General features: G+C 56.0%; 19 protein-coding genes and 2 pseudogenes. 15 read left to right on the forward strand and 6 right to left on the reverse strand.

Annotated features, from left to right (window positions below; all coding sequences use genetic code 11):
* Positions 1-86: 86 nt before the first annotated feature.
* A complete protein-coding gene (locus tag Q0601_RS22490; protein WP_370656173.1) occupies positions 87-1,016 on the reverse strand; it encodes a LysR family transcriptional regulator in 930 nt (309 codons plus the stop codon).
* 91 nt (positions 1,017-1,107) lie between these two features.
* On the opposite strand from Q0601_RS22490, the gene Q0601_RS22500 reads away from it, so the two are divergent.
* The 15 genes and pseudogenes from Q0601_RS22500 to Q0601_RS22570 all read left to right on the forward strand — a co-directional run bounded on the left by Q0601_RS22500 (position 1,108) and on the right by Q0601_RS22570 (position 13,435).
* Positions 1,108-1,746, forward strand: a complete 639-nt coding sequence (locus Q0601_RS22500; RefSeq protein ID WP_305292213.1) for an isochorismatase family protein — start codon at positions 1,108-1,110, stop codon at positions 1,744-1,746.
* A gap of 25 nt (positions 1,747-1,771) precedes the next feature.
* Complete coding sequence (locus Q0601_RS22505; protein ID WP_305292214.1) at positions 1,772-2,749, forward strand: ABC transporter substrate-binding protein; 978 nt, start codon at positions 1,772-1,774, stop codon at positions 2,747-2,749.
* Between the two features lie 3 nt (positions 2,750-2,752).
* Entirely contained in the window at positions 2,753-3,508 is a 756-nt protein-coding gene (locus tag Q0601_RS22510; RefSeq protein ID WP_305292215.1) for an ABC transporter permease, read from the forward strand.
* A gap of 5 nt (positions 3,509-3,513) precedes the next feature.
* Positions 3,514-4,290, forward strand: coding sequence for an ABC transporter ATP-binding protein (locus Q0601_RS22515; RefSeq protein WP_305292216.1), 777 nt, complete (start codon positions 3,514-3,516; stop codon positions 4,288-4,290).
* Between the two features lies 1 nt (position 4,291).
* Entirely contained in the window at positions 4,292-5,062 is a 771-nt protein-coding gene (locus Q0601_RS22520; protein WP_305292217.1) for an ABC transporter permease, read from the forward strand.
* Between the two features lie 18 nt (positions 5,063-5,080).
* A complete protein-coding gene (locus Q0601_RS22525) occupies positions 5,081-5,773 on the forward strand; it encodes a polysaccharide deacetylase family protein (protein ID WP_305292218.1) in 693 nt (230 codons plus the stop codon).
* Positions 5,770-6,606, forward strand: coding sequence for a fumarylacetoacetate hydrolase family protein (locus Q0601_RS22530; RefSeq protein ID WP_305292219.1), 837 nt, complete (start codon positions 5,770-5,772; stop codon positions 6,604-6,606). Before Q0601_RS22525 ends, Q0601_RS22530 begins: the two co-directional genes overlap by 4 nt.
* Before the next feature lie 161 nt (positions 6,607-6,767).
* On the forward strand, positions 6,768-6,920 hold the full coding sequence (locus Q0601_RS22535; protein WP_305292220.1) for a hypothetical protein: 153 nt from the start codon (positions 6,768-6,770) through the stop codon (positions 6,918-6,920).
* 2 nt (positions 6,921-6,922) lie between these two features.
* Positions 6,923-7,345: pseudogene (locus Q0601_RS22540) on the forward strand (IS5 family transposase); the annotation flags it as partial.
* Between the two features lie 614 nt (positions 7,346-7,959).
* Entirely contained in the window at positions 7,960-8,352 is a 393-nt protein-coding gene (locus Q0601_RS22545) for a hypothetical protein (protein WP_305292221.1), read from the forward strand.
* A gap of 118 nt (positions 8,353-8,470) precedes the next feature.
* Positions 8,471-9,178, forward strand: coding sequence for a hypothetical protein (locus tag Q0601_RS22550; RefSeq protein WP_305292222.1), 708 nt, complete (start codon positions 8,471-8,473; stop codon positions 9,176-9,178).
* A gap of 173 nt (positions 9,179-9,351) precedes the next feature.
* Positions 9,352-10,974, forward strand: a complete 1,623-nt coding sequence (locus tag Q0601_RS22555; RefSeq protein ID WP_305292223.1) for a winged helix-turn-helix domain-containing protein — start codon at positions 9,352-9,354, stop codon at positions 10,972-10,974.
* Between the two features lie 491 nt (positions 10,975-11,465).
* Entirely contained in the window at positions 11,466-12,197 is a 732-nt protein-coding gene (locus Q0601_RS22560) for a LysR family transcriptional regulator (RefSeq protein WP_305292224.1), read from the forward strand.
* Positions 12,194-12,388 carry a hypothetical protein gene (locus tag Q0601_RS22565; protein ID WP_305292225.1) on the forward strand — a complete coding sequence of 65 codons (195 nt, stop codon included), beginning with the start codon at positions 12,194-12,196 and terminating at the stop codon, positions 12,386-12,388. Before Q0601_RS22560 ends, Q0601_RS22565 begins: the two co-directional genes overlap by 4 nt.
* A 171-nt stretch (positions 12,389-12,559) precedes the next feature.
* Positions 12,560-13,435 (forward strand): arylamine N-acetyltransferase family protein, encoded by an 876-nt coding sequence (locus Q0601_RS22570; protein WP_305292231.1) that lies wholly within the window; start codon positions 12,560-12,562, stop codon positions 13,433-13,435.
* On the opposite strand, the pseudogene Q0601_RS22575 reads toward Q0601_RS22570, so the two are convergent.
* The 5 genes and pseudogenes from Q0601_RS22575 to aztA all read right to left on the reverse strand — a co-directional run.
* Positions 13,434-13,758, reverse strand: a pseudogene (locus Q0601_RS22575) (DDE-type integrase/transposase/recombinase); the annotation flags it as partial. The gene Q0601_RS22570 and the pseudogene Q0601_RS22575 sit on opposite strands and share 2 nt — an antisense overlap.
* A gap of 303 nt (positions 13,759-14,061) precedes the next feature.
* A complete protein-coding gene (locus tag Q0601_RS22580) occupies positions 14,062-14,790 on the reverse strand; it encodes a metal-binding protein ZinT (RefSeq protein WP_370656174.1) in 729 nt (242 codons plus the stop codon).
* Positions 14,791-15,965: 1,175 nt separating this feature from the next.
* Entirely contained in the window at positions 15,966-16,904 is a 939-nt protein-coding gene (gene aztC, locus Q0601_RS22585) for a zinc ABC transporter substrate-binding protein AztC (RefSeq protein WP_305292226.1), read from the reverse strand.
* Positions 16,905-16,916: 12 nt separating this feature from the next.
* Entirely contained in the window at positions 16,917-17,792 is an 876-nt protein-coding gene (gene aztB / locus Q0601_RS22590; protein ID WP_305292227.1) for a zinc ABC transporter permease AztB, read from the reverse strand.
* Positions 17,714-18,571 (reverse strand): zinc ABC transporter ATP-binding protein AztA, encoded by an 858-nt coding sequence (gene aztA / locus Q0601_RS22595; protein WP_305292228.1) that lies wholly within the window; start codon positions 18,569-18,571, stop codon positions 17,714-17,716. The genes aztB and aztA overlap by 79 nt, the downstream gene beginning before the upstream one ends.
* Between the last annotated feature and the right edge of the window lie 947 nt (positions 18,572-19,518).

The raw sequence follows: 19,518 nt of genomic DNA on the forward strand, positions 1-19,518 counted from the left end.
GCAGACGCAAGTATAGTATTGTTTACAGATTGCCCAACGGCTCATTTGTTTAATCGTCGTGACGCGATAAGCGCATACCTTGTGTGTTAGCTATTCCCGGGTAATCTCATCTGCATAAAATCCAGAAAGGCGAGCGTTCCGCCACTTACCAGATCTTTATGAGGGAAGATGGCATAAAGCCCAACCTTTTCAAGATCTTTTTCCGGCATAAGCCTGACCAGACGTCCCGCCTCGAGATCGGCTTTCGCATGGAATTCATACAGATTGGCGATCCCGACACCAGAGATGCAAGCCTGTCGGATGAAGTCGCCGTTATCCGAGCACAGAACAGTACCGACTGCGATATTTCGCCGCTTTCCTTTCGTGATGGCGATCCATGGCTCGGGATCGCCGGATAAAAGGCTTTGGATGCAATTGTGCTGTGACAATTCAGCGAGGCGCAAAGGGGTTCCATGTTCTGCAAGATAGGCGGGGGACGCGCAAAGCACACGGTTCATGCTGCCGAGTTTCCGCGAGGCCATTTTCACTCCTGGCCATTCCCGCAGTACAATCGCGGCATCGATCCGATGTCTGACGATATCCGGAAGCGCGCTTGTCACGAAGAAGTCGAGGGTGATCTCGGGATATCGACGCATGAAACCTGAGACCTGAGGGCTGAGAATCGCAGATGTCACCGACGGAGGGGCGCTGATGCGGATATGTCCGGTGATTTTATGCCTGTCACCGGTGCCCGTTGCAACGGCTGTATCGATCTCGTTCAGGATCGCGATGCAGCGTTCCTGAAATCGTTTTCCTTCTTCAGTCACGGTAACGCGGCGTGTGGTTCGATAGAGAAGCGCCGTCCCGAGAGCTTCTTCGAGAGCAGCGATCTGCTTGCTTACGCTGGAGACCGATATTCGCATCTGCCGGGCCACTTCGGAGAAGTTTTCCGTATCGGTTACAGCGACGAAGACCCGCAGTGATCGGATGGAAGCTTCATCGAGAGGAAAGCTCGGGCGCTCCATATTTGTTTCCATTGTGGAAAAAGCTATTTCTCATAACAACACATTGTTTCCATGGTCAAGCTGTTCATAGTCTTGAGTGGAAGACGGGTTTGGGGAGGGATTGATGTCGGAAAGCTTGACGCTTGACGAATTGAACAAGCGTGGTTTCGCTGGACGGAGCGGCTTCGGAAGGGCCCCCGCTCTGGTCATAGTAGATTTTGTTTCTGCCTTCACCACTCCGACACATCAGCTTGGTTCAGACGTGTCCGAGGAAATCGCTGAGACGAATTATCTGACCCGCGCTTTCCGGCATGTGGGTCATCCGGTGATCTATACGACTATTGAATACGAAACTGCAGAAGAGGCTGCCACTTCGAACTGGAGCTACAAGATTGCCGGTGTTTCCACGCTTTTCGCAGGAAGTGCAGATGCTGCGCAGGACGAAAGGCTGGAGCGATTGCCGACTGACCCGATCATTGCGAAACAGTATGCCAGCGCATTTTTCGGCACCGAACTGCATGATCTGTTGCAAAAGTCGAGGGTCGATACGGTGGTCCTCGCCGGATGCAGTACAAGCGGCTGTGTTCGTGCCACGGCCGTCGACGCCTGCCAATACGGCTATAAAGCGGTGATCTGCAGGGAGGCGGTTGCCGACAGGCATCGTGATGCGCACGAACAGGCTTTGATCGATGTCGATCTGAAATACGGCGATGTGCTTGACCGTGCCGAAATCATGGCTCTGCTGACAGCGACGCAGATCTGAAGAATGGTTATCAGGGGAGGAAAAAATGCAAGGTTACAGAATTCCCGCTATTAGGATGTGGGCGACAACTTCGCTTGTGGCCGCCTCACTTTCAATGGTGGCTGTCGCGGCGTTCGCGCAGGACGCGGTTCGCATCGGGCTGGCGACTCAGGCCTGGTGGCCAACCGTGGTTGCGGAAACCGCCGAACGGCAAGGCCTGTTCGAGAAAGAAGGGCTCGCGGCGGAACTGACAGTCTACCAGAGCGGCGGAGAGACGTTCACCGCACTTGCCGCTGATGCGGCGGATGTTATCTCTATTCAGCCTTCGATTGTTGCGACCGGCCGCATGCGTGGCGTGAACGCGCGCATGGTCGCTCAGGGCTCGGATGCGAATTACGGCTGGCATCTGATTGTTCCAGAGGACAGTACGATCAATGACGTTTCGGAACTGGAAGGTGCCAATGTGGGAATTACAGCAGCCGGCAGCCTGTCTGATTTTCTCGCTCAATGGACGCTGCATGAGAAGGGGGTCACATTCAATCCTGTACCCCTTGGCGGCGGCGGGCTGGTGCCTAATTTGTTGTCGGGGAATGTGGATGCAGCTGTTGTTTTCTCACCGCTGAGCTTTCAGGTGATGGAACAGGGGCAAGGGCGCAGCCTGATCGATTACGGCAGAGAAATTCCACCGCATCTGAATTCCGGTTGGGCGGCATCGGATGCTTTCATCGAAACCAGCCCTGATGTTCTCCAGCGGACACTGAATGCGATCTATGGCGGTGTAGCCTGGTTGCAGGCGAATGAGGAAGAGGCCGTCGCGCTTCTCATGGAACTGAACCAGATTGACCGTGTGACCGCTGAACGCGAATACCGTGAGCAGTTCAGCAGACTGTCGGCCGATGGTGCCATGACGGTTGAAGGGGCACAATTGGCGAACGATCTGGCCGTCATTGGCGGTATGACCGATCTCGCCCCAGCCGAAGACATCGTTGATACCGGCATCCAGCCAATTCCGACGGAGTTCTGATCCTTGGCGCTGTTCGCAATTCCAGACTGGGTCGTCAGGTCTGCATTGGTCGTCGGCTTCCTGGCGGTTTGGGAGCTGGGTTCCCGAACCGGGATGGTTGATCCCAGGCTGCTTCCTGCTGCTTCGACGGTTATCGGCACGGCCCTCTCGCTGTTGGAGACGGCGGCTTTCCGCGCGCATCTCTGGACCACCATCGCGCAGACCATGGCAGCGTTCATCATCGCGGTTCCGGTAGGCGCCATCCTTGGCCTGCTGATTGCCGAACGCCCCTATGCCAGTGAAGTGCTGAAACCACTCGTCTTCTTCGTTTTCAGTATTCCGAAATCGATCTTTCTACCGATGTTCATCCTGGCGTTCGGTATTGGCTTTGGCCAGAAAGTTGCCTTCGGTGTGTTCTCGGCCATCTTCATCATGATGATGACGGCGTTTGCGGCGGTGGAATCGGTCAAACGCGAACATCTGATGGTCGCCCGGGCGATGGGGGCGTCCTTCATCCAGACATTGCGAAGCGTATATGCTCCGAGCATGGCCCCGGTTCTGCTTGAGGCGGTGCGCCTTGCGATGATCTTCAATTTCACCGGGATTCTTCTTGCCGAAATGTATGCATCTCGTTCCGGCGTGGGCAATCAGATGGGATTGTGGGGGCAGAACTTCATGATCGATCGTCTGCTCGCCGGCATTCTCATCGTTTCTGTTCTGGCCATCTTGTTCAATGAGGTTGTCCGAGCACTGGAAACTAGGTTGGAGCATTGGAGATGACCACAATGACAACTGTTTCCGCGAGAGGTACGGTTCAGGTCGAGAACCTGACCCAGATCCACCGCAGCGGCGAACGCACCACCCACGCTCTCGACAATATTTCCTTTACCATTCCTGCTGGAAAATTTGTCTCAGTCGTGGGGCCAAGCGGCTGCGGAAAATCTTCGCTTCTGATGCTGTTGGTGGGGCTGGCGCAAAGCACTTCGGGCGAGCTTCGCGTCGCCGGTCGGCCCGTTGCCGGTCCGGATCCTGCGCGGATCGGGGTGGTTTTCCAGGAAGCCAATCTTTTTCCGTGGCTGACAGCGCGCAAGAATGTGGAATTCCCGCTGATGATCCGCAACATGTCCGTGAAGGAGCGCGAGACAAAAGCGCGAGACGCACTGGAGCTGGTTGGTCTGGACGAATTCGGTGACCGCTATCCACACGAGCTTTCAGGCGGTATGCGACAACGCGTTTCCATCGCGCGCGGCATTGTTCAGGATCCCGATGTTCTGATGATGGACGAGCCATTCGCTGCGCTTGACGAGCAGACCCGCATGGTCATGGGTGATGAATTGCTAAGGATTTGGGAACGTACCGGGAAGACAGTGGTTTTCGTCACGCATAGTCTGACCGAGGCGATCTATCTTTCGGATCATGTGCTGGTGCTATCGGCGCGGCCGGGCCGGATTATCGACCGTATCGATATCGATTTGCCGCGCCCGCGCACATTCGAGCTGACATCGTCAGCAGAGTTCATTCAGATCCGCAACCGGATCTGGGAACAAATCAGGACGGCCTGAGATGGTTTGCCCCACAGCGAAAACAACGCGGCGAATCATCGTTCTGATCCTGTTGGCGTGCTGGGAATTGCTGCCGCGCCTGGGAGTCATCCCGTCACTATTTCTTCCCCCGCTCACGCTGACGGCCGCAGCATTATTCAGCGAGTTCTCGGTTTACTGGCAGCATCTGCTGGTGACACTTCAGGAGGTCGGTGCGGCTCTGTTCTTCGCTTGCGGCGGAGGGATCCTTTGCGGGATGCTGTTGGGGTCCTCAACGCGTCTGCGCCGGCTGCTATTGCCAGTGGTTTCTTCAGCTTACGCTATCCCACTGGTGGTGCTCTATCCACTTTTCACGGCTTGGTTCGGAATCGGGATGCAATCGAAAGTGGTTTTTGCCAGCGTCTATGGATTTCTTCCGACGCTTCTGGGTGCCGCCGCAGGTATTCAGACCATTGATCGCAGCTTGATGATGACTGCCCGAAGCATGGGTGCTTCGCCTGTGCAGCAGATCCGCTATGTGCTGCTTCCGGCGACCATGCCAACGGTTCTGTCGTCGCTCCGCATTGGCGGTGCGCTGGTGATCGTTGGTGTGGTGGTTTCGGAAATGCTGACATCCACCGCCGGGATCGGGTTTCTCATCTCTCGTTACAGGACCATGCTCGACAGTCCGCGGGTCTTCGCGGCTATTCTGCTCGTGCTGATGCTCGCAATCCTCTTCGATCTGTTGGTGCAATTTGCCGAGCGGCGGTTCACCGGCTGGAAGAAGAACGTCCCGGCAAAGACATTTCCATAATCATTCAGAGCAACATATATGAAAAAGATAACGCTCTCGTTCGACAACGGGCCCGATCCTGAGGTTACTCCCGCAGTGCTGGACGTGCTGGCACAGAAGGGAGTAAAGGCATCCTTCTTCGTGGTCGGAGACAAGCTTCGCGATCCTGAACGGCTGGCGCTTGCCCAGCGCGCCCATGCTGAAGGGCATTGGATCGGCAATCATACCTTCAATCATCTTGTACCACTGGGACGCAGTCAGCATGAAGGGGTGACCGCTCTGGAAATCGGGCGTACGCAGGATTTGATCGGAGGGCTGGCACATGAGATGAAATTCTTCCGCCCCTTTGGCGGTGGAGGCAATCTCAACGCAGATCTTCTTGATCGGAACGCTCGCGACTATCTGCAGAAGGAAGGGTTTACCTGTGTTCTGTGGAATGTCGTTCCGCGGGATTGGGAGCAGCCTGCGCAATGGGTTGAAACTGCGATGCAGATGTGTCGCACAATCGATCACCCGTTGATCGTGCTGCACGACATCACGACCGGCGCCATGGCATATCTGGACGAGTTTATTGACCGGGCAGAACGTGACGGTATGACGTTCGTTCAGGATTTTCCCGCCGCATGCCTGCCCATGGTGCGCGGCAAGGTGATGTTTGACATGTCACCCTTTATCGCAGACCACGGAAGCCGAGCTTACGCCCGGCCCGAAATACGAAAGGACAGACTGTGAAACTTCTCAGATATGGCGCATCGGGATCGGAAAAGCCCGGGCTTCTCGACAGCGAGGGTAATATTCGCGATCTTTCGGGAATTGTGCCCGATATCGGGGGAGAGTGGCTGGACGATGACAATCTGCATCGCATCCGTAGCGCCGACATTGCCAAGTTACCGCTTGTCGGCCAAGGGCAGCGTATTGGCGCCTGCGTTGCAATACCGGTCAATTTTATCGCTGTGGGACTCAATTATGCCGATCATGCAGCGGAATCGGGGATGCCGCTTCCCTCTGAGCCGATCCTGTTTTCCAAAGCGCCCAATTGTATTGTCGGCCCTTGTGACGATGTGATCATACCTCCGGCCTCGTCAGGGCTCGATTGGGAAATCGAGCTCGCATTCGTAATCGGAAAGCGCGCATGGAATGTGGAAGAAAGCGATGCGATGCAGCATATTGCGGGTTTTTGCATCTGTAATGACATTTCGGAACGCACATGGCAGCTGGAGGGAACGGGCCAATGGCTGAAAGGCAAAAGTGCGCCAACCTTTGGACCACTTGGACCCTGGCTGGTCACGCGCGACGAACTGGATGATATCGGCAATCTGGCGATGGAACTGAAAGTAGACGGCAGGACGATGCAGTCAGGATCAACAAAGACGATGATCTTTGGTGTCTCTTTTCTGGTGTCTTATATCAGCAGGTTCATCGAATTGCAGCCCGGAGACGTGATCACGACCGGTACCCCTCCCGGGGTGGGGATGGGGATGAAGCCGCCGGTTTTCCTGAAAGCCGGGAATGTGATGGAGCTGTCAATTTGGGGGCTGGGCGAACAAAGGCAGATGGTCCGTTGAACGCATAAGGCTGTTGTCAGAGGCATGAAGTGGCTTGAACGGTGCTTGTGTCTTATTGGAGCAGCCATTTGTGTAACAGCGCACGTATCTTCCTGATTGGGGATGGCCTGCCTTCGACGCTCATAAGGGTCCTTATGGCGTTGAAGAAAAGGGAGATAGCAATGAAGGTATCGGTCATGGAAATCGATCCCGGTAAAAACTTCCGTAATCTAGGGCGTGTTGACAAAAAGGATTCCGTTTCGGTGCCGGGCGTGCTTCAAGCGCATCTCTATGTGAGAGATGAGCTTGGCACGCGGCCTGATATCCGACGATGAACGGCCATTCTAAAGGTGGGTTCACGACCAAGATCCATCTTTGCGTCAATGGTGCTGGTCTCCCGATGAGGACCAAGATCACGCCGGGGCAGGATTCCGACTGCACCGGCTAGGATCTGGTGATGGCCAGCAACTTGCCGCAGCCCGCCGTTCTGGTCGCCGACAGGGGGGATGATTTTGATGAAATTCGAGAAGGCATTGAAAGCCGTAATGCCCTGCCGATGATCCCGGTGCGCAAGAACCGAAAGATGCGCAAGGCCGTCGACATGACAGTCTACACCCTGCGCAACATGGTCGAGCGCTGTTTCAACAAACTTAAGAACAGCGGCAGACTGGCAACCCGCCACGACAAAGCCACAGAAAGCTTCCTGGCTTTCGTCGACCTAGCCCGCGTCAGGCTATGGATCCGCCATTTCTCAACATGATCTATGGGCGATCCCGTCGTTCGTGTTCAGTTCACTGATTCGGAATATGCCTCGAACTGCGGTCAGGTGCATAATTCCCTGAAATGCGATAATCTTGCGTAAAATATTTGATTTAGTGGAAACTGCACAATAATTTCCAAGAAAACCTTGCAAGTTTCCGTCAAATATTTGATTTAGCGGATATTGGATTTTTCTCTGAGTGATAATTTGAATTTTAACTCTGTAACATTTGATTGCATAACTTGGGTATATTGACCCCTGTTGTAGATATTGAAATATTATTATTAATATTTGATTTACGATTAAGGGGAGTAATTTTTTATTAATAAATTTGATGCAAGATTCGCCAATAAGTTGAGTTATCAAAAATATCGATGTGTTATCAACTTGGAAACCGTTGGAATTTCATTCGTATAATGATTCGATCTTCAGGTTATTAATTTCTGCTAATTATTTTTGTAATATAGAATAGAAATATCTTTTATCTTATTGATAAAATTTGTCTTTTTTAATAAGCGAATACTCGCTAATTTTAATTGCTAGATAGGCGGATTATTGCTAATAATATTTCCGTGAGGTGACAGAGGGTCACTTCCAGAAAGGGAGATCAAAACATGAAAAAGATTATTATTGCCGCTTCGGCGGCATTTCTGACCGTGGGCGTTGCTTCGGCTGATACGATCCTGGGAACGGGTTCCTGGTCAGGTTCCGAAAGTGGGGCTTCCTTCGGCGGCGATTCCGGAGCAGGCACATTCGGCGGCGTGTCGTCAGCATCCAATACGACGACAATGGGTCTGAATTCGACTGGTATCGCTGGTGGCTTTACGAACATTGGTCTGGGTGGGGCTGTTTCAGGATCTGGCTCGGCCACCACCGCAACAGGCGGCGTGAATAATACCTCTGCCTCCAGATCGGTCGGCTTCGGCGGGGCTACGGCCACGGGCGGATATACCGGTTCGAACGGAAGCACGTCCGGTGCCTTCGGCGGCTTCGGCACCATGTTCTGATAGCTGGTGTCACGGCTTAAGCCTGCACGATTGGGCTTAAGTTGGCCGGGGTAGGTGTCCGAACGTGCCAACTCCGGCCTTCATCACCACCTCTGCGTTCGGGGGGGAGGAATAAATCATGAATAGTACTAACATACATATCAAACCTGCCATCTGCGCTGCCTTATCTTTCGTAGCTGCATCGGCAATCTGGGCGTTATCGGCCGACGCTCAAACCACAACCAGCAACTCGACATCCAGTTCTTCGAGTTCTGCGCATGTCGAAAGTTCGGCAACTGCTTCGGCGTCAAGCGGCAGTTCCAACGCACAGATCTATCTGGACCAGCGCGGCCACGCAACGACGAGATCCCAGCATGAATATAGCGGTTCCTATAAAGTGCGCTCCGCTCCGGCGATCCAGCCGCCATCCATGGGCTCTGGCCATCCGTGTGGCCTTGGAGGAAGTATTGGCATCTCTATTATCGGTGGCGGCGCATCAGGCGGACTCACACAAGTCGACGAGGCCTGCTTACTTGCCCAGATGGGGCAGGGCCAGGCGGCGTTGATCATGATTGCCCGAAGGGATCCAGGCGCATGTGCGGCTCTTCGTCAGGTTGGGAGCATTCCTTCCAACAGCATCTGTTCTTCTTCTGAACGCCGCGCCGCCCAACGCATGCAGCGTGAGCAAAGAACCGCATCAAACTTTACAGAAAGGCAATCGACTGCGTCCATCTCGGATTTCGTGACATGTTCACGCAATGAAGATGGGCAGCTTGTTGCACGGAAGCGTAGCGGAACCGCTTTCAGCGACGAACAGGTAGCGCAGTTCTGTCGTGGACAACAGTAGGAAAACAAGCTGACCTGCCGTAGGATAACTCCTACGGCAGGATGGACGCTGCAATCGCATCGATAGGTAAATCTTGTAAGCGGGGTCCATCGGCAACAATCAGACCATCTGCTCCGGCAAGCTCACGAATGTCTTGTTGACGGGCAGAGAGGAGACCGCATCGTAAGGAATTGTTGATTTTTCTTCAAAACCGGAATGAAAAATCACTTTATAAAACCAATAACAGTGGGGGCACCTTGACTTGTTATTACGATCTCTTCTTCGAATCCGATATGCTGACGGCGAAACGTGAAGACGGCGCGATCATTCGTTTTTCCCGACAGGAACACATGCTGCTGTTGTGCCTCGTACGTCATCCTCACATGCTGATTACGCGTGCGGAACTGCTTGAGGCGCTTGGTGGGAAGACCAGCACGATGTCCGAACGCAATATCGACTATCTCGTCAACCGGCTCCGCAAGCGGCTCGGCGATACCGCCCGAAATTCCCGCTTCATTGCCACTCAATACGGTAACGGCTATGTCTGGATCGCCGATCCGGTCAAGGCCAAGCCTCTCTCGGCCTTCCTGCTCATCGGCCCAATTTTCGGATGGAACGAGGAACAGAGCGCTGTCAGCGATTTCCCGCATCGGCTCGCTTTAGCCGTCAAGGCTGCTACTGGCGGACAGCAGACAGTCCTGAGTTGTCCCGAGTGGCGCCCCGATCCGCTGCGCGGCGACAATCTCGACTTCACGCTCGAGGTCAGCATACATATGGACGAAGGCTGCATTCAGCTGGCGCTGGTGTTGCACGATGGACGTTCGCATCAGCTTATCGAAAGCTTCCGCAGCGCCTGGCCGCAGGAAGACAGTTCGAACCATATCGACAGATTGGCACAGGCGATAGCCAGTGCCCTGTGGCGCCACGCGACGCTGCTTGACACCGGGGCGGACGCCGCCGTGATGAAGTCCGACCAAATGACCAACTGGTGCGAAGCTGTAGCTCATCTGCATCGGATCCACGAAACGGAAAATACCGACCCGAAGCTTTTGGTAATGCTTGCGCTTAACCATTATGCAAGACTGATCCAGAGTCTTGGCGGGATCCAACAAGCGCCGCTGAGCGATGATGAATGGGAAACGCTGGAAACAGCGATCGAAAATCTTGCGCTGAGGGCGTTGCCTGACGCGCATGGCGATCCGCAGCAACTGCTGGCGATTGCCAAGCTGCTGCGCTTCATCGACCGCGGCTATCTCGATCTTGCCGGACGGCTGACGGAGGAGGCGTTCCGCAACGGCACGGACTTTGCCGCGGCGTTCGCTATGAAGGGGCAGATCGCCGCCAGCAGAGGCGAAATGGATACGGCCGTAGCTCTCTATGACAAGTCGATTGAAATGGTCGAGCAGGCCTCACGGTTCCACATCCATCTGTTGATTCTCAAGATATTCGCCCTGATGGCCGGAGAGAAACGTGGCGCTGCTTATAATGCTGTCGTTGAACTGCATAATATCGTGCCGGTAAATCAGGTCATTTTCGGGCTTTTGTTTGCTCCTCCGAAAGTCAGACAACTTTGTTCGGCAGCAGAGCAGATGTTTGCGGCCATGACGCCTGAAACTGGTCGAAATCTGTCCAACTACCTGTTCCGGGCCTGGGCCCGTCAGTTCCAGCGGTACGAGCATCAGCAAAATGTTCTCAGGGGGCTGACATGCCACCTTCAGCGTCTGCATGGAAACGTTGCGATCAGCTCGGAAATCGCGCGGCGCTTCCCAAATCTGATCGTAGAGCGCAATTATTCAGCTCGCTTTGGAACCCGATGATCACTTGTATCTGGTGGATGTTGCCATCGGTATAGCGGCTTTGGCAAAAAACACGATCCCAACCAAGGTGCCGGCAAGTGAGCGACAGGTCCTGCAAAGCATAGCAAAGGTCAACCGGGGTTGGCCCGCGCAGTTTCTGTGTTCAGTGCTTCCATTCCGGGAAACACGAAGCCTTGCCAGCAAAACCGGAATGACGAGGCATTTATCAATGCCGAGCATTTGTAAGGCTTCGCCTCCTCATTCCGGTTCCGCTTAGCCCTCGGTGCTCGGAACCGGCGTGTTGAGAGTTGCTGTTCCCACAGGCCGACGATGATCAGCTGCTTGCGGCCTGTCGCTCTGGGGTGTCCATGCCCGCGTCGCGCCACAGAAGCTGAGCGACTTCCGGCATGACGTTTCCTGGCGCGGGATCGGGCGTTTGGAAGCAATATCGGCCATTGAGCATGTGCAAAAGAATGCTACAAATTTGCAAGAAATGATCTAAGGAATCGAACATGCTGGACGGCCTGACGCTAGACCAGATGCGCGTTTTTGTGACCGTCGCCGAAACCGGCAGCTTCCGCGCAGCGGCGATGCGATTGTCGCGCGTGCAGTCGGCGATCAGCCATGCGATCGGCAATCTGGAGGTGCAGCTTGAGGTGGAACTGTTCGACCGCTCCGGTCACAGGCCACAGCTTACCGCTGCCGGTCTGTCGCTGCTAGCTGATGTCCGGGCGCTGCTGATCAAGGTCGATGCGATGCGCGCACGGGCGCGCGGTCTGGGCCGGGGTGTAGAACTGGAGATCACCATAGCACTTGATCCGCAATTCCCCTTGCCGGTTCTGGGGCGGGCGCTCAACGCGTTTCGTGAAAGCTGTCCTTCGGTTGCTTTCCGTATCCTTTCGACGCCTCTGGGAGCGTCGTTCGAGGCGTTGCTGGAAGACAGGTGCGATCTGGCGATCAGTGGCACCGACCTCATCAATCCGGCGATCGAACTGGAATCGTTGACGACGGTCAGGCGGGCCGCTGTCGCTGCGGCACATCATCCGCTCGCGCAGGCGGACAGGCCGCTCGGCACGAGCATGCTTGCCGATCATATTCAGATCGTGGGCGAGGACCCGTCCGCGCTCACGGGCAAGCGCGATTATGGCGTGGTGTCGCCGTCACGCTGGCGGGTAGCGGACAATATCACCAAGAAGACGCTGATCCTGTCGGGGGTCGATGGGGCAGTCTGCCGCTCTGGATGATCCAACGCGAGCTGCGCGAGGGCGATCTGGTGCGCCTTCCCGTTGCCGCCTTCGCCGAGGGTGGGGAATCCACAGTGCAGACTTATCTCGCCCATCGCGTTGACCGGCCTTTGGGTCCGGCGGGCGCAGCCTGCCGTAAGGCTTTGCTGGCGGCTCTGTCGCATGATGGTGGGGCGGCTCGTCCCATGTGAGCCGCCCTACTATCCATCCAATCGGATAGATCATGATGATCCATCTTTTGTCAGTCCCGTAGATCATGAAACTGTGGCATCAAGCCATGACAAGAGGCATTGCGTTCGACGGAGGCACTGATGGCCACAGAGATTACGACAGGAGCGGGCGCGGGATGGGCAGGTTTGCGGATGGACTACGATCCGCAAGAGCCGGGCCGCGACGTCTCGCGGATTGATCTCAAAGCTTATCTTCGCCGCATCGGCTATACGGGCGTTCTCCGCCCGAGCGTGGAGGTGCTGCGGCGCCTCCATCGCGCCCATCTTCTGACAATCCCCTTCGAGAACCTTGATCTGCTGCTCGGGCGCAAGATCAAGGTCGGTCTCGCCGACATCGAAAGCAAGCTCGTGCAGCGTCGGCGGGGCGGCTATTGCTTCGAGCAGAACCTCTTGTTCGCGGCGGTTCTTGAGCGGTTGGCGTTCAAGGTGACCCGCCTCAGCGCCCGAGGACCGATGGGTAGCCAACAGCAATCACCTGTCGCCTATTCAACAGGCCATGCCTTGCTTAAGGTCGATGTAGAGGGTACATCCTGGCTCGCCGATGTTGGGGTCGGGGACCTGGGGCCGCTTGAGCCTGTTCCGCTGTCGGATGGTGTTGAGGTTCAGCACGCCGGCTGGATCTACCGCATGGACCGGGTTTTTGCCGGGAACGCCTATTCAGGATGGATGCTGAGGCATCTTCGTTCCGATGGGTGGTTCGATGTCTATAGTTTCGCCGAAACCCCCTTTTTTCAGGCGGATTTCGAAGATCAGAATTTCATCGCGTCACATCATCCGCGATCACCGTTCATCGATCAGCTCGTAATTCAGCGGAATGGTGCGTTAAGGTCGTCTCTGGTCGATCTGTCATTGACCACGCGGCGACCCAACGAACCGTCTAAGAGCCGTATCGTGCGCGCCGAGGAGTTGCCAGTAATACTTGCCGACACATTCGGGCTGGTTCTTGAGGATGACGAGATGTCCCGTCTCGTGACCTTCGCCCGCTCGAAGGAAGTGCCGCGCGCCTGAGCGAATTATCATAGGCATCCCCGGCACTGCCGACCGAGGTCTCGATCCCGGCTTCGGCCAGCCGTTCCATGTATTTGATCGACAGGTACTGGCTACCCCGATCACTGCGATGGATCAGCCTGCCTGCTTCTGATGGTACCCTTTGGCAGATAGCCTGGCTCAGGACATCCAGCGCAAGGCTGGTCGGAAACACGCAAGCAGACGATCTTGCGGGCGTAGATGTCGATCACGAATGCGGCGCAGACCATCCCTTGCCTGCCTGAGACATAGGTTAAATCCGAAACCCAAAGCTTGTTTGACATCTTCACCACGAAGGTTCGGTTCTGCCACCCTGGCCAGCGCTTCGCAGAAGCCGTCGTCAGGCGGTGCGCTTCATCCCATAGGAGCGGAGATTGTCAGGGTGGTGGAAATCGAAAAGGCCATGAAGAATCGCATATCGTTTCCTCCAGGAACAGAATGGAATTCTACCATATCCCGGTTCAGGTGAGAGCATCCTTTTGCGCGGCTATCCAACAACCGGCATGGCTTCCATGCCTACGGGGCATTTGATCTTCCGAGAGAGACTGCGCGGAGACGAAAGCGCCCGGCATTCCGCCGGGCACAGACTTAACGGAGGGCGAGGGTGCTTAATGCGCGATCATATCATGCACGATCTCATCGGCGCTCAACGAGGCCGGATAATAGGTGGGCCAGTTGGTCACTTCCTCAAGCAAGGCGGCACGATCCTCGCCCCAATAGAGGTGATAATGGTCAGCCGCCGCCGGCGCGACCCTGTGATCGCTGAACTGGATATATTGCGGGGCGTCGTCGTCACCTTCGACCTTTTCAAAGATGAAGCGCACGCCACGATTGCCTGCCTCGTAAGTCAGGATCTCATAATCGTCTCTGGCATAACGGGCCTCAAGCGGCTTGCCGTTCTCATAGAAAGTGACGGTATCGCCTTCGATCACAATACGCTCGATGTCGGTCCGATAGCCGATTTCGTAATAATCCTTGTACTCGTCAACGCTCATATCGCCGTGTTTCGCCTTGTGTTCCATGACCGGGTCGAGCGTCCCATCTTCAAGATACGGAAAGACCGACTGCCAGTCTCCGGCCCAGTCCGACAGCGCGCGCGCTTCAACCTGATCGTCTTCGAAGTAGCCCTGATAAATCTGATCATCGCCATGGTCGTGGCTGTGTTCGTGTTCATGGCTATGTTCATGATCGTGATCTTCGCTTTCGGCGCCGTGAACGATACCGCTGCCGCCGGTAACCACGATATTGTAGGGTGTGCCGTCGACCTCGACGGTACCCGTTTCATCCAGTGTTTCGGTGGAAATACGACGGATAAGGCCCGCATTGGGATCGCTCATGACGACTTCGTCACCAGCCATGGCGAGGCGGGGGCGCGGATCGTTCCAATGCCCATCCATGGAATAGGGTTCGGTCACCCTGGCGCTTTGTGTGATTTCTGCTTCCAGAAGATCGATCTGATGCAGAGTGCCGTCTTCGGTCAGCACATAGCCGAAGCGCGCATTGGCAGAGTCGAGCACGAAGTCGACCCGACGGAAAGGTAGCCCGATATAGCGGAAATGCGGCTCATCGGCCGGATCGATGACTACGAGTCCATCTGCGCCGTAATCGCCCAGAAACACCTGCATGACCTTCGAACCAAGCAGAGTTCCGGTACTCTCCCCTCCAGGCAGATCGGCCGGGTATTCGAGCATTTCGAATGCCGGTCCATTCTCACCTTTCGTCACGGTGAGCACACCTTCCTGGCAGCCGGTGGCGAGATAGGTGCCCGAGAAGGCCTCGCCGTGAATATCGGTGCAGGTGGCGACATCGCCGGCAGGGCTGCCATCTGCATTAACCGGCTGCAGTCCGATGCGATCAGGTGCTGCGTCGCCTTCGACCGGCGCGTCGGACGCAACACTTGTTACCCAGGTATCGGCGATGGGGGCGGCATATCCGTGATGCGCGCGCGACTGGGGAAGCCGGGTCGTCACCAACTCGCCATGCGACAATTCATGCGCATCGACGATTTCGGCATAGCCGCCGCGATCGAAGTTGATTACCACTTGGCCGTCATGGTCTATCAGGTGGAAGGGCCGCGGTCCTGTGAGGGTTCCTTCGATAGCTGCGGGATCAGTGATTTCGATGTCCGAGTGATCGCCGTGGGCATGCAACGCGATGCCGCTGTGAAAGAAGCTGACCGCGTCGTCATCGGATTGAATGGCCACGACAGCCGAGCCTCCATCCACGCCGTAAAGCTTTGCCTGGCCGGCAGTGTCGAAGATCCAGCGATTGTCAGGGTTGCTGAGATCGAAGGCCGTGACCTGAGGTTCCGCGTGATCCCCGACGAAAACACGATAGAGCGTGACGTCCTCGTGGCCGTGATTGTGCGTTTGTTCCTGTGCCAGGGCAGCGCCCGATAAAATAAGGGTAATGGCCGTGGTGTAGGCAAGATTTCGCAGCATGGTTTACTCCGTTGAGGGTGTTGAGAGGAAGCGCGTTGGAAACTCGACGACGTATCCGCCGGGTAGACGTGTCAGTGGTCGACCGAAGACGAGGTGATCGCCTGCGTGTTGTGACGCATCATGGTAAGGTAGTCGGGTGCCGGACCATCGGGAGGGGACAGGGCATCGGAATAGAGCACGCCGGAGATTTCGGTGCCGGCTTCGCGCGCGATTTGTTCGACCAGCCGCGAATCCGAAATATTCTCGGCAAAGATGGCACCGGCGTTGGTTTCGCGCATTTGGCGGATCAGGCCCGCGACATTAGCAGCCGATGCTTCGGATTCGGTGGAAACTCCTTGCGGTGAAAGGAACCGGATGCCGTATTCTGCCTCGTAATAGCCAAAGGCACTATGCCCGACGACTACCGTGCGGTCTGTCTCCGGCAGTGCTGCTATGCTGCTGCGGATCTCGGCATCGAGAATATCGAGTTCGGCGAGATAGCGTTCTGCATTCACCTTGTATTCTTTGCAGCCATCGGTATCGGCACTGCAGAACGCTTCGCTGATATTGCGGACGTAAATCCTGGCGTTGACCACGGACTGCCAGGCATGGGGATCATGGGCGCCGGCGTGAAAGATCGCTTCGCCATTGACAAAATGATAATGTCCGCCGCCGGTTTCTTCGCGCGTCTGGATCTGGTCGGTCAGCGTAATGATATCGGCTTTAGTGCCACTGGCGGCGATGAGCCGGCTCATGAAGCCTTCGAGTTCCAGTCCGTTGGTAAGAACAACATCGGCGCGGGCCAATGCCATCGCATCGGCGGGCTTGGGCTCGTAAACATGTGCATCGCCGTCAGGCCCGACGAGGGTATCGAGCGCGATGCGATCGCCACCGACCTGATTGGCGAAATCGCCTACGATCGAAATGGTCGCGACAACGTGAATCTGATCGGTCTGCGCAAGAACAGGCTCTGCGGAAGCGAATGTTATAACAGCGCAAGTCAGGGCGTTTTTTATCCAGTGTGGAGGCATTCGCAAAATCCTTCAGGCGGTACGGTGGGCGGTGTTCGGCAGGCGCGTCACTAGAATCCCGCGGGGCCCCGTGATGACTGACGCCACATAGGCGAAACCTGCCGAAAGAATGATGGTGGGCCCGGAGGGTAATGCTGCATGATAAGAGAGCAGCAGACCACAAATGGAAGACAACGCCCCAATGACCATGGCGAGCAGGCACATGGTCTCGACCCGCCGGGCCCAGAAGCGCGCCGCCGCCGCGGGCAAAATCATCAGCCCGACCGAGAGCAACGTCCCCAACGCCTGAAACCCGGCTACCAGGTTGATGACGACAAGCCCAAGAAAGACGAAGTGAACAGGCGAACCAAGTTTGGAGACCGAGCGAAGGAACAGCGGATCGAGGCATTCGGCAACGAGTGCGCGCCAAAAAACCAGGAAGGCCAGAAGGGTGATTCCGGTGACCAACCCGATCAACGTCAAAGCATCATTTTCGAGTGCGAGGACAGTTCCGAACAGGACATGCATGAGATCGATGTTCGAGCCGCGCAAGGACACCATTATCACGCCGACGGCAAGCGAAATCAGATAGAAGGCGGCCATCGAGGCGTCCTCTTTTTGGACCGTCAGGCGCGAAACCGCCCCCGCACTCAATGCGACAAGAATACCGGCGATCAACCCACCCAAGGTCATCGGTATGATCTTGAGGCCATAGAGCAGGAAGCCAGCCGCCGCACCGGGCAGGATCGCATGTGCCATCGCATCGCCGGTCAGACTCATCCGTCTGAGCATCAGGAAGACGCCGACCGGGGCAGCGCTGACCGAAAGCATCAGCGTGCCCAGCAATGCACGTTGCATAAAGGCGAATTCAACGAAGGGCGCGATGAGTAGGTCATGGAGAACCGCCATTGTGCCGCCTCTTGCCGAACATCGCGCGCGTGGCTATGGACATCGTTCCCGGGTGCGCACCAGGGTGCATTCTCGTCCCAAGCTTCGTGCAGCCGGCGGGCATGCAGGAGATTTTCCGGGGCGAGGGTTTCGCGGGCGGTAGCCCAGGCGATGGGGCGGCGTGCCAGCAGCAAGGCTTGTGGAAAATTCTCCCTCACCAGATCGAGATCGTGGACCACAACCAGAACGGTCCGGCCTTCTCCATGCCAGCGTTTGATAAGCGCCACGAGGTCGGTCACGGTTTTGGAATCGATGGCGTTGAATGGTTCGTCAAGCAGGATCAGCTCTGCGTCCTGTACCAGGACGCGGGCAAAAAGCACCCTTTGCAACTGACCGCCCGAAAGTGTGTCGATGGGGCGCCGTTCAAAACCTTCGAGTCCGACGCTTCTGAGCGCATTTGAGACGGTTTCGCGATCTTGTGCGCCATACCGTTTCAGCAGACCACGCTTGGGCCAAAGGCCAAGCGCGGCCAGGTCCCGTACCTGAGCGGGGAAGGACCGATCAAGTTCCGACTGCTGGGGCAAATAGGCGATACGCGTATTTGCGGCAATCATGCACGCTCCACCCATAGGCCGAAGCATACCCATGATACCCTTCATCAGCGTGGATTTGCCTGAGCCGTTGCCACCGACGATTGCCAGAAGCGCACCCTTTTCCACCATGCCATCAAGGTGATGAACGGCTGGATGGCTGTCATAGCCAAGAGTCAGATCGGAGAATGTTATGCAAGCATCGGCCATGTGGGAGATTCGGAGGTTTGAAGAGCAAAGTTGTAATGTTATTACGTATCTATTGGCCAACGCAACCCGTGAGTGTCAACCGCTACAAAACGCTCTGCATATCCGATCTGATCAAAACCGGACGCTTGCCTTTGAAGCGTTTTGGCAAGCCGAAAGGGCGGCTGGTATATGCGCTCCTGGTTCGGTCCAAGTGGATAGCTTTCATCTACCGCTTCAGGCTCATCAGGCGCTCACATGCATACGATAATATTTCTTCATTCCCAGGAGGTTGAAGTTCAGAGCAAACGGGCTCGTTGGGCGCGATGAGGTCATCAGGCCCGGGAGACTGGCTCCACCGACGGCTTATCGCGCCTTGGGATTCCTTCCTGAGCGGGGCTTTATTCGCTGGATCGAGACACCTAACGCGTTCATGCCTGCAACCCATCTCGAAGACCAGAAAGCGGGGGTGTTTTTCCGTTGCGATCATTGCGGCGCGACCGTTGAAGTGAATGGGAACGGTATTGCCGATCTTCGCGCGCGCAGGGCGGCAGCTTTTTAGGTCGCCCTCCGCGCGAACTTATCCACCCGATTCCGAATCGAGGAACATTTTGCTGCGCCGGTGAGCGGGCGCTTTCATAACTTCCGCAGTCGCAGGTATCCCACTTCGGGCGCGGCGCCGGGATCGCTTGATATCGCCTGCCAGATACTCGGTCTTGACTTGATCCCAGGCAATCCAGAAAGGCTGCACCCCGATCGGGATGCAGCTCTGTTCTCCTGTCCCTCTTGTTATGCTTTTCTGCCCGGCAGGTTCTCTCAGTTCTTTTGATCAGCTGCGGGAATTAATCATCATCGTCATTCGGCTTTGTTGCGCAAAAGGTGCTTTGGGTATAATTTCCCTTTCCCGGGACAGACTTATCCTACGGCCATTGTCACGGGCGTGCCGAGAGCGGTGTAACGGTTCATGACGG

Origin of the sequence: Paracoccus wurundjeri, assembly GCF_030678915.1 — a bacterium.
GTDB lineage: Bacteria > Pseudomonadota > Alphaproteobacteria > Rhodobacterales > Rhodobacteraceae > Paracoccus > Paracoccus onubensis_A.